Origin of the sequence: Terrabacter sp. Soil811 (assembly GCF_001429655.1) — a bacterium.
Taxonomy (GTDB): Bacteria; Actinomycetota; Actinomycetes; order Actinomycetales; family Dermatophilaceae; genus Terrabacter.
On record NZ_LMSX01000001.1, the window covers coordinates 523,686 to 538,402 of the forward strand.

17 protein-coding genes are annotated in these 14,717 nt (G+C 71.2%); 5 read left to right on the forward strand and 12 right to left on the reverse strand.

Annotated features, from left to right (window positions below):
* Window positions 1-12: 12 nt before the first annotated feature.
* The gene (sigE, locus tag ASH01_RS02340; RefSeq protein WP_156415385.1) at window positions 13-660 is read right to left on the reverse strand and encodes an RNA polymerase sigma factor SigE; all 648 of its coding nucleotides are present in this window, start codon (window positions 658-660) and stop codon (window positions 13-15) included.
* Window positions 661-826: 166 nt separating this feature from the next.
* Entirely contained in the window at window positions 827-1,285 is a 459-nt protein-coding gene (locus tag ASH01_RS02345; protein ID WP_056770874.1) for a hypothetical protein, read from the reverse strand.
* A 72-nt stretch (window positions 1,286-1,357) separates the two neighbouring features.
* Here ASH01_RS02345 and ASH01_RS02350 point away from each other — a divergent pair, with 72 nt between their 5' ends.
* Window positions 1,358-1,981, forward strand: a complete 624-nt coding sequence (locus ASH01_RS02350) for an O-methyltransferase (protein WP_056772578.1) — start codon at window positions 1,358-1,360, stop codon at window positions 1,979-1,981.
* 119 nt (window positions 1,982-2,100) lie between these two features.
* Here the strand turns inward: ASH01_RS02350 and ASH01_RS22330 are convergent, their stop codons facing one another.
* Window positions 2,101-2,274 carry a DUF3117 domain-containing protein gene (locus ASH01_RS22330; protein ID WP_013493416.1) on the reverse strand — a complete coding sequence of 58 codons (174 nt, stop codon included), beginning with the start codon at window positions 2,272-2,274 and terminating at the stop codon, window positions 2,101-2,103.
* 152 nt (window positions 2,275-2,426) lie between these two features.
* Between ASH01_RS22330 and ASH01_RS02355 the strand changes: the two genes are divergently transcribed.
* Window positions 2,427-3,248 carry an enoyl-CoA hydratase/isomerase family protein gene (locus ASH01_RS02355; protein ID WP_056770877.1) on the forward strand — a complete coding sequence of 274 codons (822 nt, stop codon included), beginning with the start codon at window positions 2,427-2,429 and terminating at the stop codon, window positions 3,246-3,248.
* A gap of 115 nt (window positions 3,249-3,363) precedes the next feature.
* Here ASH01_RS02355 and ASH01_RS02360 read toward each other — a convergent pair whose 3' ends face one another.
* From ASH01_RS02360 to dapE, 5 genes are all read right to left on the reverse strand, one after another.
* The gene (locus tag ASH01_RS02360) at window positions 3,364-4,338 is read right to left on the reverse strand and encodes a hypothetical protein (RefSeq protein ID WP_056821987.1); all 975 of its coding nucleotides are present in this window, start codon (window positions 4,336-4,338) and stop codon (window positions 3,364-3,366) included.
* 201 nt (window positions 4,339-4,539) lie between these two features.
* On the reverse strand, window positions 4,540-5,754 hold the full coding sequence (locus ASH01_RS02365; RefSeq protein ID WP_056770882.1) for a hypothetical protein: 1,215 nt from the start codon (window positions 5,752-5,754) through the stop codon (window positions 4,540-4,542).
* Window positions 5,751-6,221 (reverse strand): hypothetical protein, encoded by a 471-nt coding sequence (locus ASH01_RS02370; RefSeq protein WP_056770886.1) that lies wholly within the window; start codon window positions 6,219-6,221, stop codon window positions 5,751-5,753. Before ASH01_RS02370 ends, ASH01_RS02365 begins: the two co-directional genes overlap by 4 nt.
* Entirely contained in the window at window positions 6,218-6,991 is a 774-nt protein-coding gene (locus ASH01_RS02375) for a TIGR00730 family Rossman fold protein (protein ID WP_056770889.1), read from the reverse strand. Before ASH01_RS02375 ends, ASH01_RS02370 begins: the two co-directional genes overlap by 4 nt.
* 22 nt (window positions 6,992-7,013) lie before the next feature.
* Complete coding sequence (dapE, locus tag ASH01_RS02380; protein ID WP_056770892.1) at window positions 7,014-8,138, reverse strand: succinyl-diaminopimelate desuccinylase; 1,125 nt, start codon at window positions 8,136-8,138, stop codon at window positions 7,014-7,016.
* A gap of 125 nt (window positions 8,139-8,263) precedes the next feature.
* Here dapE and dapD point away from each other — a divergent pair, with 125 nt between their 5' ends.
* Window positions 8,264-9,196 (forward strand): 2,3,4,5-tetrahydropyridine-2,6-dicarboxylate N-succinyltransferase, encoded by a 933-nt coding sequence (dapD, locus tag ASH01_RS02385; protein WP_056770895.1) that lies wholly within the window; start codon window positions 8,264-8,266, stop codon window positions 9,194-9,196.
* A 52-nt stretch (window positions 9,197-9,248) separates the two neighbouring features.
* Entirely contained in the window at window positions 9,249-10,121 is an 873-nt protein-coding gene (locus ASH01_RS02390) for a hypothetical protein (RefSeq protein WP_235509506.1), read from the forward strand.
* A 59-nt stretch (window positions 10,122-10,180) separates the two neighbouring features.
* Here ASH01_RS02390 and ASH01_RS02395 read toward each other — a convergent pair whose 3' ends face one another.
* From ASH01_RS02395 to fdxA, 4 genes are all read right to left on the reverse strand, one after another.
* Window positions 10,181-10,531, reverse strand: a complete 351-nt coding sequence (locus ASH01_RS02395; protein ID WP_056770898.1) for a hypothetical protein — start codon at window positions 10,529-10,531, stop codon at window positions 10,181-10,183.
* A gap of 72 nt (window positions 10,532-10,603) precedes the next feature.
* The gene (locus tag ASH01_RS02400; RefSeq protein WP_081633811.1) at window positions 10,604-11,884 is read right to left on the reverse strand and encodes a citrate synthase; all 1,281 of its coding nucleotides are present in this window, start codon (window positions 11,882-11,884) and stop codon (window positions 10,604-10,606) included.
* A 148-nt stretch (window positions 11,885-12,032) separates the two neighbouring features.
* Window positions 12,033-13,169, reverse strand: a complete 1,137-nt coding sequence (gene dapC / locus ASH01_RS02405; protein WP_327191898.1) for a succinyldiaminopimelate transaminase — start codon at window positions 13,167-13,169, stop codon at window positions 12,033-12,035.
* A gap of 2 nt (window positions 13,170-13,171) precedes the next feature.
* A complete protein-coding gene (gene fdxA / locus ASH01_RS02410; protein WP_056770903.1) occupies window positions 13,172-13,498 on the reverse strand; it encodes a ferredoxin in 327 nt (108 codons plus the stop codon).
* A gap of 64 nt (window positions 13,499-13,562) precedes the next feature.
* Here fdxA and ASH01_RS02415 point away from each other — a divergent pair, with 64 nt between their 5' ends.
* Complete coding sequence (locus ASH01_RS02415) at window positions 13,563-14,693, forward strand: GNAT family N-acetyltransferase (RefSeq protein WP_235508481.1); 1,131 nt, start codon at window positions 13,563-13,565, stop codon at window positions 14,691-14,693.
* Window positions 14,694-14,717 lie beyond the last annotated feature (24 nt).

The window sequence follows — 14,717 nt, forward strand, 5'->3', positions numbered from 1 at the left end:
CCTCCGGATCCATCAGCGCGAGCTCGCCGCGACTCGGCGGCCGGGAAGGCGCAGGCCGGCGCGAGCGGCGCGCGACTCGGGCTTGGCCGGACGGGCGGCGGCGGCCACCTCGGGGGCGCGGTGCGCGAGGGCCTCGCGCAGCTGGGCGCGGCCACGGTGGATGCGCGAGCGGACGGTGCCGAGCTTGACCCCGAGAGTCGCGCTGATCTCCTCGTAGCTGAGGCCCTCGATGTCGCAGAGGACGACGGCCGCGCGGAACTCCGGCGCGAGGGCATCGAGCGCCCGCTGCACGTCGTCGTCGAAACGGGCGTCGTGGTAGGTCTGCTCCGGCCCCTTCTCGTTGCTGGGGAGCCGACCGGCGGCGTCGTCGGGCAGGGCGTCGAAGCGGATGCGCTGCTTGCGACGCATCTTGTCGAGGAAGACGTTGGTCGTGATGCGGTGCAGCCAGCCCTCGAAGGTGCCCGGCTGGTAGGAGTGCAGCGACCGGAAGACGCGGACGAAGACGTCATGCGTCAGGTCCTCGGCGTCGTGCGGGTTGCCCGTGAGGCGGTAGGCCAGGCGGTAGACGCGCGCCGAGTGCTGCTCGACGATCTCCTCCCACGTGGGGGGAGTCCACGTCGAGTCGGCCTGCTCCACCGAGGTGGGAGAGGTGGACGTCACGCTGGTGCTCACTGGGGGCTGGGCCTTTCACGGAGAGGGGTCAACGACAAGAACGCCGTCAGATCTCGTTTCGTTCCCGTCGATCGTCTCGGATTGCCCTGTCCGATCGCCAGCCAGAACCTGTGGTTCTGCTGTGGACGGGGTGGCGGGACGGCGGGCGGGGTGGTCAGCGGGACTGCTCGCTGCCGTCGTGCGGGACCGCCTCGTGGTGGGCCCGGCCGTGTGTGCGTCGGTCCTCCTTCATCTCCGCCTCGAAGAGGTGGCGTCGGCCACCGACGAGGTCGTCGCGCGCCGTCTTCTCGAGCTCCTTGAAGGTCGCGTAGTAGCCGTCGTCGTACTCCTCGACGATCTGGAAGGTCCACCGTCCCTGCACGACGTTGCGCCCGACGAGCTCGGTCTGCAGCCGGTCGGCGAGCTCGGTGTGGCCGGCCTCGCGGAAGAGGTCGACGGCCTCGCCCAGGGTGAGGTCCGCCATCCCCGTGAGCCGGTGGAAGCCGTAGAGGTGGCCGCGGGCGTCCTCGACGACCTCGAGGGCCTCGGACAGCTTGCCCAGGGCCTCGACCGTGGCGTCGTCGACGCCGCCCGGACGCAGGTGCTCCGCGGTCGGCTTGTCGTGTTCGTCCATGACCTGATCCTTACCCGCTTCAGGGCGACGGGGTGCCGAATCGGCCCGGCACGTCACAGTAGGGTGACGAACATGAGCACCCAGAAGGTCGCCGCGTGGTCGCACGCCGAGGAGTTCGTCACCCCGAGCGAGCACGTCGAGGAGGCGACCCACCGCGGTGAGGAGCTCGGTGCGCCGGCCGTCGGCAACGGCGTCGGCGCCGTGCTCCAGATGCTCGCGGCCGCGACCGAGGCCAAGGCCGTCATGGAGATCGGGACCGGCGCGGGCGCCTCGGGTCTCTGGCTGCTCGGCGGCATGCCCGCCGACGGCATCCTCACGACCATCGACCTCGAGACCGAGCACCAGCGGGCCGCGCGCGACGCCTTCGCGGCTGCCGGCATCGCCCACCAGCGCACCCGCTGCATCGCCGGTCGTGCTCTCGAGGTGCTCCCCCGGATGACCGACGGCGCCTACGACCTCGTCGTCGTCGACGCCGACAAGGAGGAGTACCCCGAGTACCTCGCGCAGGCCACCCGCCTGCTGCGGTCCGGCGGCACCCTCGTCATGACGTGGACCGACAAGGAGTCCGACCCCGCCAACCGGGACGCCGAGACGCGCACCCTCCGCGAGGTCGGCCGCGCGATCCGCGAGCACGACCAGTTCACCGTGTCGCTGCTGCCGGTCGGCGACGGTCTGCTCGTGGCCGTCAAGCGCTGAGCGCACGTATGCCGTCCCGCCGGCCGGACGGCATACGCCATCCTCCGCCCGGGGCGGGCATGCGAAACGGCCCCCGACCGTGAGGTCAGGGGCCGTCGAACCTGGATCAGGCGGAAGGGTCAGTTGACGCCGTCACAACCCTGGATCGCGTCACGCAGAGCTGCAGCCTCGTCGGGGGTCATCTCGACGACGAGACGCCCGCCGCCCTCAAGGGGCATCCGCAGCACGATGCCGCGGCCCTCCTTGACGACCTCGAGCGGGCCATCGCCGGTCCTCGGCTTCATTGCTGCCATGGTTCCCCTTCCCTAGGAATCCTCGGTCTTTGGCCCCATTATTCCGTGTCTCGTTTGCGAGACCTAATTGGGGATGTGACAGAGGGCACGTCCGGGCCCTCCGAGGCTCGTCACGCTTCCGCCCGGGGACGGATTGGGACAGAGTGGCGCCCATGACGCAGACGCCCGACTCCTCCTCCTCGCCCGCCACCGAGCCCCTGCTCGTCGAGGTCGCCGACGGCATCGCCTGGCTCCGGCTCAACCGCCCGGACGCCATGAACAGCCTCGACAACGCCCTCAAGGACGCCCTCGTCGCGGCCCTCCGCGAGGTCGGTGGGGACCCCGCCGTGCGGTGCGTCGTGCTCACGGGGACCGGGCGGGCCTTCTGCGTCGGGCAGGACCTCAAGGAGCACGTCCGCAGCCTCGGCGACCCGACGTCGACGCTCGAGACGACCGTGACCGACCACTACAACCCGATCGTCATCGCGCTCTCGACGATGAACAAGCCCGTCGTCGCGGCCCTCAACGGTGTGGCGGCCGGGGCGGGGATGAGCTTCGCGCTGGCGTGCGACTTCCGGGTCGCGTCGGAGCAGGCCGGGCTCAACACCTCGTTCGCGGGCATCGCGCTCTCGTGCGACTCCGGGGCCTCGTGGACGCTGCCCCGTCTCGTCGGGCCCGCCCGCGCCAAGGAGCTGCTGCTCCTGCCGCGCACGGTCTCGGCGGCAGAGGCGTTGGCGATGGGGCTCGTCACGAAGGTCGTGCCCGCCGACGAGCTCGAGGCGACGGTGACCGAGCTGGCCCGGACCCTCGCCGACGGCCCGACGCTGGCCTACGGCTCGATCCGGCGGGCCGTCGCCTACTCGGCGGGCGCAGACCTGCCCGCTGCCCTGGCCCACGAGGCCGAGCTCATGGCGTTGACGGGTGGCAGCAGCGACCACCGGGCCGCCGTCGACGCCTTCCTCGCCAAGGAGAAGCCCACCTACACCGGCACCTGACCGCCGGACCCGCTCGCGCGCGTCTCCCGATGAACCTGCCCATGGTGCTGCATCTGGTGTGGTGATCACCCCACCAGATGCACGATGATCAGCCGGACCACCACGCATGTCTGGCTCAGCCCGTCACCCCGAGGGGCACGGTGGCGCGGACGCTGGCGGTGACCGGGGCTCGCACACCGGTGCGCGCAGCCGCCTCGTGAGCCCGCTCGATGCGGCGCAACTGCGCCTCGGGGTCGCGCGCGAGTGCAGTCGGGGTGACGCCGACGACCACGACGCGCATCGTCGACAGATCGGATCCCTGCTCCACGGTGGCCTCCCAGTCGAGGCGGTCGGCATGGAATCGACGAGACTGCACCATCACGGCCAGGCCCACGTCGTCGAACCAGAGATCGGGCGAGGTCAAGGTCTCGCCGCCCGGACCGGTGAGGATCGGGTTAGCCATCGGCGGGGGCAGTCGGCGCGAGGTCCGGACCAGCGCGAGCAGGTCGCTCTCGGGCACCGACCACGCGCCCTCCGCGACCTCGGCGAGAATCCGCCGCAGCCGCGCGGAGCCACGACGGCCCCTGGCATCGACCCAGTGCTCCAGGTCGTCGAGCCGGACGAGACGGCGTTGGACCGCCTCGATGACGACACCACGCGCCGCTCGCTCATCAGGAGTCTCATGTGCTGCGTCGACGACGGCGCGGGCGAGGCATCCGAGGCGTAGCGGGCCGCGCTCGACAACGCGTTCGCCCAGCAGGGTCGTGCTCCGGACGTCGACCCACGAGATCCGCCTGGACCTGCGTGGTGCAGGCACGAGCACCCGGATCGGCATCGATATCGGGGCGCTCGTGATCCCGTGCAGCGAGGCGGCGGTGGATCCTGCGAGCCACGCTCCCTCGCCGCCCACGAGCTGCGCAGCGACGAGCCGCTGCCACACCGAAGGCAGGCCGGTCTGAAGCGCGTAGACGCCGGGCAGCAGGAGCCTCCAGTCCCGACCGACCCGCCAGCGCAGGGTCTCGCGCGTGACACCGGCTTCGAGGAGCTGACGCCGGGACACCACTCCGTGCTGCACCTCGGCCAGAGCAGTTGTCGCGTCGGTCAGGGTCATTCCGTCACCCTGCCCCGCTGAGGCGAGTGGCGCGCTTGCGGCGGGCGACGCTGTGGACGACGGGTCACGCTGGTCATGGGTGTGGAGGACCAGGCGTGACCCGCAGCATGGTCTGCGTGATGGTGGGGTGATCAGCACACTGATCGGCAGATCATCTGCCGGTCGAACCACCGAGAACGGCGGGGTCAGACCGGTGTCCGGTCACGGCGGGTAGTCGCTCGGGGGGACGAAGCGCCACAGGATGTCGGTCCAGTAGTACTGGCCCACGACGCTGAGGACGAGGAGCGGGACGAAGCGCCACAGCAGCCGCTTCCACGTGTTGCCGCGACGGTCGGCCCAGCCCGCCCCGAGCACGACGACGAGGAGCGGGAAGAGCGGGATGAGGTAGCGGAAGATGCTCGTGAAGGGGTCGAGCACCGCCGCGAGGTACGCCGGGTAGGCGAGCGTCCACGTGCGCAGGTCGGCGCCGAGGTTGCGGGCCCACGGTCCGGCCACCATGGCGATGGCGACGAGCGGCGCGACGACGAGCATCACCGGGCCCCACGTGTCGCCGAACGCATACTCCGACATCCCGACCCACGGCGTGAACGGCTCGACGGTGCCCGAGCCACGCCACGACGCCATCGTGTCGGTGTAGGCCGACGGCACGCCGGTGCGCCACCACGCGATGGCGGGCCACAGCAGCCCGGCGACACCGCAGCCGACGAGCGAGGCGAGCATCGCGGCATACGTCCCGCGACTGATCGGGCGCTCACGGCGCGCCCGCCAGCGCAGGAAGACCACGACGAGCGTCACGAGTCCCAGCGGCACGGCGATCGGTCTCGAGAGCCCGACGAGCAGGGCCACGGCCGTCGCGACGAGCCACCGCTCCTTGGCCAGCGCGTAGAGGTAGCCGACGAGCAGCAGCATGGCGAGCGACTCGGTGTAGGCCAGCTGCAGCGTCACCGACGCGGGAAAGCTCGCCCACAGGGCGACGACGAGGTATGCCGCCGGGTCGCCGATGCGCTCGCGCAGCAGCAGTCCCATGAGCACGGCCGCGCCGGCCCCGCAGAGGAGCGCGATCGTCGAGCCCACCGCCGGGAAGTCGAGCCCGGTCAGGGCCATGCCGGCGCGGGCCATGAACGGGAAGAGCGGGTAGAAGGCCCACGGGTTCTGCTGGACGGCCCCGCTCTCGCCGACCGGTAGCTCCGAGGGATACCCGTGCTGGGCGATCGTCTGGTACCACTGGCCGTCCCAGAGCGCCGTGAACGGGAAGTAGGACACGGGCACGTCGTCGCCGCCGGTCATGCCGGACGGGACCTGGTGCTGCATGACGAGCAGCAGGATCGTCGTCGTGACGACCCGGGCCAGCGCGTAGACCGCGAGCACCCAGGCGACGAAGACGCCGCGCGAACGCAGCGAGAGCACCTCGGTCATGTGGTGCGTTCGCGGCCGACCGTCGGATCGGACTGCTCGGCCGGCTCGGCCGGCTCGGCCTCCTCGGCAGCCTCAGCCGTGTCGGCCGGCTCGGGGGTCGGCTCGAGCCCCTCCGTCTCCGCCTCGGCGGGCTCGGCGGGCTCGGCGGGGCCGGGCACGTGCTGGGCCGGCTCGGGAGCGAGCTCCGCCGGGGCGTCCCCGCGCAGCACGGCGATCTCCTCGTCCTTCTCGCGGAGCTCGCGCCTCAGCCGGTCGACGACCCCGTCGACCTGGCTCATCCGGTAGCCCCGGGCGCCCACGTCGAAGACGAGGTCGTCGAAGTCGGTGTCGCGGATCGGCTCGTCGGGCAGGGGCTCGTGGCTCAGGCTCGTCGTGTTGCGGCCGAGGCCACCACCGGCGAGCCCGAGAATGAGCGCGACGACGGAGCACAGGACGACGATCCCGACGAGGAGGATGAACCACTTCACGCGCGCGGCTCCTCGTACGTGCGGATCGCCTTGACGGCCTCGTCCGGGTCGTCGGTGACGATGAGCCGCTTGAGGTCGGCCGGACTGATCATGCCGTGGTCGAGCACCGTCTCGCCCAGCCAGTCGATGAGCCCCTGCCAGTACGCGACGCCCATGAGCACGATGGGGAACTCGGTGACCTTCTGCGTCTGCGCGAGCGTCAGCGCCTCGAAGAGCTCGTCGAGCGTGCCGAAGCCCCCCGGCAGCACGATGAAGCCGCGGGAGTACTTGAGGAACATGACCTTGCGGGCGAAGAAGTAGCGGAAGTTGATGCCGAGGTCGACGTACTCGTTGAGGCCCGTCTCGAAGGGCAGCTCGATGCCGAGCCCGACCGAGGTCCCCTTCGCCTCGAAGGCACCCTTGTTGGCCGCCTCCATGGCGCCCGGCCCACCGCCGGTGATGACGGCGTAGCCCGCCTCCGCCAGCAGGCGGCCCACCTCGACCCCGATGGCGTATGCCGGGTCCTCGGGTCGCGTGCGCGCCGAGCCGAACACCGCGGCCGCCGGCCCGAGCTCGGAGAGTGTGCCGAAACCCTCGACGAACTCGGACTGGATGCGCATGACGCGCCACGGGTCGGCGTGCAGCCACTCGTTGGGCTGGTGCGCCTCGAGCAGTCGCTGGTCGGTCGTCGTCACGGGCACCTTGTGACGGCGCAGCGTCACCGGACCGGTCTGGCGCCGGTCCTCGTGCGGGCTCCCCGAGGTGACGGGTGCAGGCTGGTGGTCGGTCACAGCGCCACCCTATGCGGAGAGGTCAGCCGAGCCAGCGCAGCAGGGCGGCCTCGGCCTCGACGTACTGCTCGACCGGGCAGCGCTCGTCGTCCATGTGCGCGAGGTTGGGGTCTCCGGGCCCGAAGTTGACGGCGGGGATGCCGAGCGCGGAGAAGCGCGCGACGTCGGTCCACCCCTCCTTCGGGTTGACGGGGACGCCGAGCGCGTCGATGAACGCCTTGGCGGCGGGCAGCAGGAGGCCGGGCCTGGCGCCGTCGGCCGCGTCGCCGAGCGTCACGTCGAAACCGTCGAACACCTGGCGCACGTGCGCGAAGGCCTCCTCGGTGTTCTTGTCGGGCGCGTAGCGGTAGTTGACGGTGACGGTGCACCGGTCGGGGATGACGTTGCCGGCGATCCCTCCGCTGATCCCGACGGCCTGGAGGGCCTCGTGGTAGTCGAGCCCGTCGACGGTGATGGTCTCGGCCTCGTAGGCGGTCAGCCGCGAGAGCACCGCGGCGGCGTCGTGGATGGCGTTGTGACCCTTCCACGGGCGGGCCGAGTGGGCGGCGACGCCCTTGGTGACGACCTCGGCGCGCAGGGTGCCCTTGCAGCCGCCCTCGATGGCGCCGTCGGTCGGCTCGAGCAGGACGGCGAAGTCGCCGGCGAGCAGCTCGGGCGAGGTGTCGGCGAGGCGGGCCAGACCGTTGTACTGCCCGTCGATCTCCTCGCACTCGTAGAAGAGGAAGGTCAGGTCGCGACTCGGGTCGGGCACCTGCGCCGCGATGCGGAGCATGACGCCGACACCGCCCTTCATGTCGACCGTGCCCCGGCCCCACAGCTCACCGTCGACGCGGCGCGTGGGCAGGTTGGGCACCGCGGTCAGCGGCACCGTGTCGATGTGTCCGGCCAGCACGACCCGCTCCGAGCGGCCGAGGGAGGTGCGGGCGACGACGGTGTTGCCGTCGCGGACGACCTCGAGGTGCGAGAGGGGCCGCAGGGCGGCCTCGATCGCGTCGGCGAGCGCCGCCTCGTCCTGGCTGACCGACTCGATGTCGCAGATCGCGGCCGTGAGGGTCGTGACGTCGGCGGACAGGTCGAGGGTGGCGGCGCGGGCCCCCGTGTCGGCGGGCACGGTGGTCGGGTCGACGGACTGCGAGGTGGACGGCATACGCGAAGGTTATCCGGAGGCCACCACGTCGCGGCGCCCGCGGGACCGTCCGAGCGTCACCGTCCGGTGACCACGGTGCGGGTTCGTGTTTCACCGGCGCAGGCCGTCCCCATATCCTTGCGGCCATGTCGGAGCGCAACGCATGGGGACACGGACTGACGACGACCACGGATGACGGGCAGGTGCTCGACACGTGGTTCCCGCAGCCGGCGCTCGGGGAGCGCCCGGCCGGCGCGACCGTCCCCGAGGGCCTCGACGCCCTCGTCGGCACCGACGAGGCGCGCCGCGTGCGCACCGAGGTCCGGCTCGTCGAGATCGACCTCGACGCCCCCCCTGCCGACGCGCCGGACGCCTACCTGCGTCTGCACCTGCTGTCGCACTGCCTCGTCGAGCCCAACACCATCAACCTCGACGGCGTCTTCGGCGCCCTGCCGAACGTCGTCTGGACGAGCGCAGGCGCGTGCGCCGTCGACGGCTTCGAGCAGACGCGGATGCGGCTGCGGGCCCGGGGCCAGCACGTCGCCGTCTACGGCGTCGACAAGTTCCCGAGGATGACCGACTTCGTCGTGCCGCAGGGCGTGCGCATCGCCGACGCGGACCGGGTGCGCCTCGGCGCGCACCTCTCGGCGGGCACGACGGTCATGCACGAGGGCTTCTGCAACTTCAACGCCGGCACGCTCGGCACCTCGATGGTCGAGGGCCGCATCGTGCAGGGCGTCGTCGTCGGGGACGGGTCCGACATCGGCGCCGGCGCCTCGATCATGGGCACCCTGTCCGGTGGCGGGACGGAACGCGTCAGCATCGGCGAGCGTTGTCTCGTCGGAGCCAACGGCGGCATCGGCATCGCGCTCGGGGACGACTGCGTCGTCGAGGCCGGGCTCTACGTGACGGCGGGCACCAAGGTGACGCTGCCCGACGGCACCGTGGTCAAGGCCAAGGAGCTGTCGGGGTCGAGCAACATCCTGTTCATCCGCAACAGCGTGAGCGGTGCCGTCGAGGCCCGCGACCGCGCGGGGACGGGCATCACTCTCAACGCCGCCCTGCACGCCAACGACTGACCCAGACCGGACGCCACCGGTTCAGACCAGAGCCGGACCACCTGAGGACCCCATGCCGAAGAACCGACCGGGCCCGACCCTTGCCGACTCCCGGGGCCGCCCGCGCGCTCGTCGCCGCCCCCGCTGGGTGCCGATCCTGCTCGTGCTGGCGGTCGTCGGCACGGCCGGGTGGTTCGGCGCCCGCTTCCTCATCCAGAGCGTCGTCAACCCGCAGTGCACGATCAAGGCCGGCGGGATCACCGAGACCTTCGACCCCGACCAGACGGCCAACGCCGCGCTCATCGCGGCGCTGTCGATCAAGCGTGAGATGCCCCCGCGTGCGGCCACGATCGCGTTGACGACGGCGTTCCAGGAGTCGAAGATCCGCAACCTGCGCTACGGCGACCGCGACTCGCTCGGCCTCTTCCAGCAGCGGCCGAGCCAGGGCTGGGGCACGAAGGAGCAGATCCTCGACCCCGTCCACGCGACCAACGCGTTCTACGACGCCCTCGAGAAGTACCAGGGCTACGAGACCGCCGACATCACGAAGATCGCCCAGCGCGTCCAGAAGAGCGGCTTCCCCGAGGCCTACCGCGACCACGAGGGCCAGGGCCGGGTGCTCGCCTCGACCTTGACCGGGCACTCCCCCGCCGGCCTGACGTGCCGCCTCGACGCGGTGAAGACCAGCCTCACGCCGCAGCGCGTGGCCGCCGACCTGTCCGAGCAGATGGGCGTCACCTCGGTCCGACCCGGTGAGGGCGTGCTCACAGTGACGGCCCGCGACCGCACGACTGCCTGGGCCGTCGCGCAGTGGGCCGTGGCGCGCGCCGAGATCTACGGGGCGAGCAAGGTCAGTGTCGGCGACCGCGTGTGGGACCGCTCGAAGGGCGACGAGGGCTGGTCGTCCGGCTCCGACGGCACGACGGTCACGATCACCCTCGGCTGAGCCCGGCGGCATACGCCCCCGGGCGGGCACCCTGCTGGCTCCAGGGGGACGGGTCGTGGTCAGCCGGACACCCGGTCGAGGTGCTGGAGCAGGTCGTGCGCGGCGAGCTCGACGTCCTTGTGCCGCCACTCGCTCGCGCGGTAGACGCAGGCGATGAGCGCCGTGCGGTGGACCCGCCGGAAGTCGCCGACGACGAAGGCGTAGCGCGCCTTGGTCCCGTCGTTCGCGCCCTCGGTCAGGCCGAGGTGCCAAGCGGCGTAGTCGTCCCACGGGTGCCGCTCGAGGTAGGCGTTCTGCGCCTCTGCATCCGGCTGGACCTGGCCCCAGTCGCTGTCCAGGACGTACTGCCGCTTGTCGATGAGGTCGCGGCACCGGGCGACGGCCGCGTCGTTGACGAGGTACTTGGCCATCGCCCCATCATGCCGATGCCCCCGTCCCAGGAGGGGCGGGGGCATCGGGTGGATCTCGGGTGAGCCGACGGCTCAGGCGGGGTAGCTGCGCTGGGCCTCACCCGTGTAGATCTGGCGCGGACGGCCGATCTTCGTCTCGGGGTCGGTCATCATCTCGCGCCACTGGGCGATCCAGCCCGGGAGACGGCCGATGGCGAAGAGCACCGTGAACATCTTCGACTCGAAGCCCATGGCCTTGTAGATGAGGCCGGTGTAGAAGTCGACGTTCGGGTAGAGCTTGCGCTCGACGAAGTAGTCGTCGGCCAGCGCGATCTCCTCGAGCCCCTTGGCGATCTCGAGCAGCGGGTCGTTCTGGCCGAGCTTCTCGAGGATGTCGTCGGCGGCCTTCTTGATGATCGCGGCGCGCGGGTCGTAGTTCTTGTAGACCCGGTGCCCGAAGCCCATGAGGCGGACACCGTCCTCCTTGTTCTTGACCTTCTCCATGAACTTCTTCGGGTCGTCGCCCGACTCGTGGAGCTTGCCGAGCATCTCGAGGACCGCCTGGTTGGCGCCGCCGTGGAGCGGGCCGGACAGGGCGTGGATGCCGGCCGAGACCGAGTTGAAGAGGTTCGCGTGCGCCGAGCCGACGAGGCGCACCGTCGAGGTCGAGCAGTTCTGCTCGTGGTCGGCGTGCAGGATGAAGAGCAGGTCGAGGGCCTTGGCGACGGTCGGGTCGACCTCGTAGGGCTCGACGGGATAGCCGAACGTCATCCGCAGGAAGTTCTCGACGAACGACAGCGAGTTGTCGGGGTACATGTACGGCTGGCCGACGCTCTTCTTGTGCGCCATGGCCGCGATGGTCGGCAGCTTGGCGAGGAGGCGGACGGTCGAGATCTCGACCTGCTCCTGGTCGAAGGGGTCGAGGCTGTCCTGGTAGAACGTGCCGAGCGCCGAGACGGCCGAGCTGAGCACGGGCATCGGGTGCGCGTCGCGCGGGAAGCCGTTGAAGAACGCGCGGAGGTCCTCGTGCAGCATCGTGTGCCGGCGGATCGAGTCCTCGAAGCGGGTCAGCTCCTCAGGCGTGGGCAGCTCGCCGTAGATGAGCAGGTAGGAGACCTCGACGAACGTGGACTTCTCGGCCAGCTCGGCGATGGGGTACCCGCGGTAGCGCAGGATGCCCTCGTCGCCGTCGATGTAGGTGATCGCGCTCTTGCACGACGCGGTGTTGACGAAGCCGACGTCATAGGTGACGAGGCCGGTCTCCTTCAGCAGGGACCCCACCCCGAGCCCGTCGTTGCCCTCGACGGCGTCGACTCCCGGGAACGTGAGTTCCTTGTCTGCGACCTTGAGTGTCGCGTCCACTGCCTTCGTCACTGTTCCTCGCCTCCTGTAACTCCGGCCCAACGGCGCCGGACGTATCCGCGAGCGACGTTACCCCAGCGCCGGGTCCGCTGAGAAAACAGGTCCACCCCATACCACCGCACGAGGTCGGGCCGGAACGGGGGCCGAGACGGTCTCGGCGTCAGAGCCGGGAGCAGGCGGCGGCGATGCGGTCGTCGGTGGCCGTGAGCGCGATGCGCACGTGCTGACTGCCGGCCGCGCCGTAGAACGCGCCCGGGGCAACGAGGATGCCGCGGTCGGCGAGATCGGAAACCGTTGTCCAGCAGTCCTCTTCGCGGGTGGCCCAGAGGTAGAGCCCGGCCTCGGAGTGGTCGACGCGCAGCCCCGCTCGGGTGACGGCGGCGAGCAGCTGCTCGCGACGCCGGGCGTATGCCGTCCGCTGCGTCTGCACGTGGGTGTCGTCGCGCAGGGCGACCGCCATGGCGTGCTGGACGGGTGTGGGCATGATCATGCCGGCGTGCTTGCGCACCTCGAGGATCGCGCCGACGAGCGCGGGGTCCCCGGCGACGAACGCGGCGCGGTAGCCGGCGAGGTTGGACTGCTTGGACAGCGAGTAGACGGCGAGCAGGCCCTCGTGGGACCCGCCGCAGACGTCAGGGTGGAGGATGCTCGGCGTCGCGGTGCCGACGTGGCCCTCGCGCCAGTCGAGCTCGGCGTAGCACTCGTCACTGGCGACGACGACCCCGTGCCCACGCGCCCACTCGACGACCTTGCGCAGGTGCGGGACGCCCAGCACCTGGCCGTTGGGGTTGCCGGGGCTGTTGAGCCACAACAGCTTCGGCGTCGTGGCCGCCGTGAGCGGGCCGAGGCTCGTCAGCGACTGGGCGACGACGCCCGTCGCGCCGGCGATGCGCGCGCCGATGTCGTAGGTCGGGTAGGCGACCGCGGGGATCCCGACGACGTCACCGGCGCGCAGGCCGAGCAGGGTGGGCAGCCAGGCCACGAGCTCCTTGCTGCCGATGGTCGGCAGGACCGCGTCGACGGTGAGGCCCGGGACGCCGCGGCGACGCTCGAACCACTCGCAGATCGCGGCCCGCAGGTCGGCGGTGCCGACGGTCAGCGGGTAGCCCGGGGCGTCGGAGGCGTCCGCGAGCGCCCGGCGCACGACCTCGGGGGTGGGGTCGACCGGCGTGCCGACCGACAGGTCGACGATGCCCTCCGGATGCGCGACCGCTCGCGCCTTGTAGGGCGCGAGCGAGTCCCACGGGAAGTCCGGGAGGTCGAGCCCCCGCACGGACGCGCTGGGCGCGCCGGGCACGGTCACTCGTCGTGTTCCTGCGGCGGGAGCGCCTCGATGAGCGGGTGGTCCTTGTCGATGATGCCGAGCTTGGCGGCGCCACCGGGGCTGCCGAGGTCGTTGAAGAACTCGACGTTGGCGTTGTAGTAGTCGGCCCACTGCTCGGGGACGTCGTCCTCGTAGTAGATCGCCTCGACGGGGCACACGGGCTCGCAGGCGCCGCAGTCGACGCACTCGTCGGGGTGGATGTAGAGCGACCGCTTGCCCTCGTAGATGCAGTCGACCGGACACTCCTCGATGCAGGCACGGTCCTTGAGATCGACGCAAGGCTGGGCGATGACATAGGTCATGGGGAGCGGACCTCCTGCTGTGGAGCGTTCGGGAGCGGATGCTGCACGGCCTAGTATGCCGGACATGAACGGCGAGCCCACGCACGGCCCCACGGATGAGACCGACCCGGAGACGACGTCCTCGGAGGACACCACGAAGGGCTCGGAGGCGACCCCGCTCTCCCCCACCGCTGCCGCGGACACCACCGGCCACCGCCTCACCGCGGGCCTGACGATCGGCAGCAGGGTCGTCGTGCGCTACCGGCTCGCCGAGGGCGCCGAGGCGGCCGCCACCGACTTCGTCGGCGAGCTCGTCGCCCGCAACGACGACTTCCTCGTCGTCGACACGAAGACGGAGCGGGTGAAGCTGATCCGTGCGGACGTCGTCGCCGCCAAGGACGTGCCGCCGCCCGCCAGCCGCCCCGGCCGCGCGCACGAGCGCGTGTCGGCCGACGACCTCGAGAAGCTGATGGCCAAGGGCTGGCAGGCGCTCGACCGCGGCGGCATCGGCGACTGGGTGCTCCGCGCGTCCGACGGCTTCACGGGTCGGGCCAACTCGGCGCTCGTCGTGGGCGACCCGAGCCTGCCGGTCGACAAGGCGATCGACTTCGTCGAGAAGTGGTACGCCGAGCGCGACCGTCCGCCGATCTTCCAGGTCCACGGCGAGCGTGGGTTCGCCGTCGACGGGATCCCCGCTGCCGCAGCGCTGCTCGAGCGCGGCTATGCCATCGGCGGCGGCCGTGACGACTGGCAGCGGGTGCTCGTCATGACGGGCCTGTCCGCCGCGGTGCCGCCCCTCACCGAGGCGTCGGTCCCGGTCACCGCCGATGCGGAGCTCAAGCTCGACTGGCTCATGAGCTACGCCGAGCAGCGCACCGTCGTGCCGGGAGCGACCGAGGCGGTCCTCACGGGCAGCGACGGGCAGCTCTTCCTCTCGGTCACCGATCCCGAGTCGAAGCGGATCATCGCCTTGGCGCGCATGGCGATCCACCCCGGGTGGGCCGGCATCTTCGGGCTCTGGGTGCACCCCGACCACCGCCGCAAGGGCCTGGCCACGACCATCGTCTCGGCGATCGCCATGGTCGCCCGCGAGAACAACATGCCGGCGATCTACCTGCAGGTCTCGGCCGACAACGCCGACGGTGTCGCGTTCTGGGAGGGCCTGGGGTTCGGTGTGCACCACGAGTACACCTACCTCGCCCGTCCGACCGCCTGAGCACCGGGGCGCACCCGACGTAGC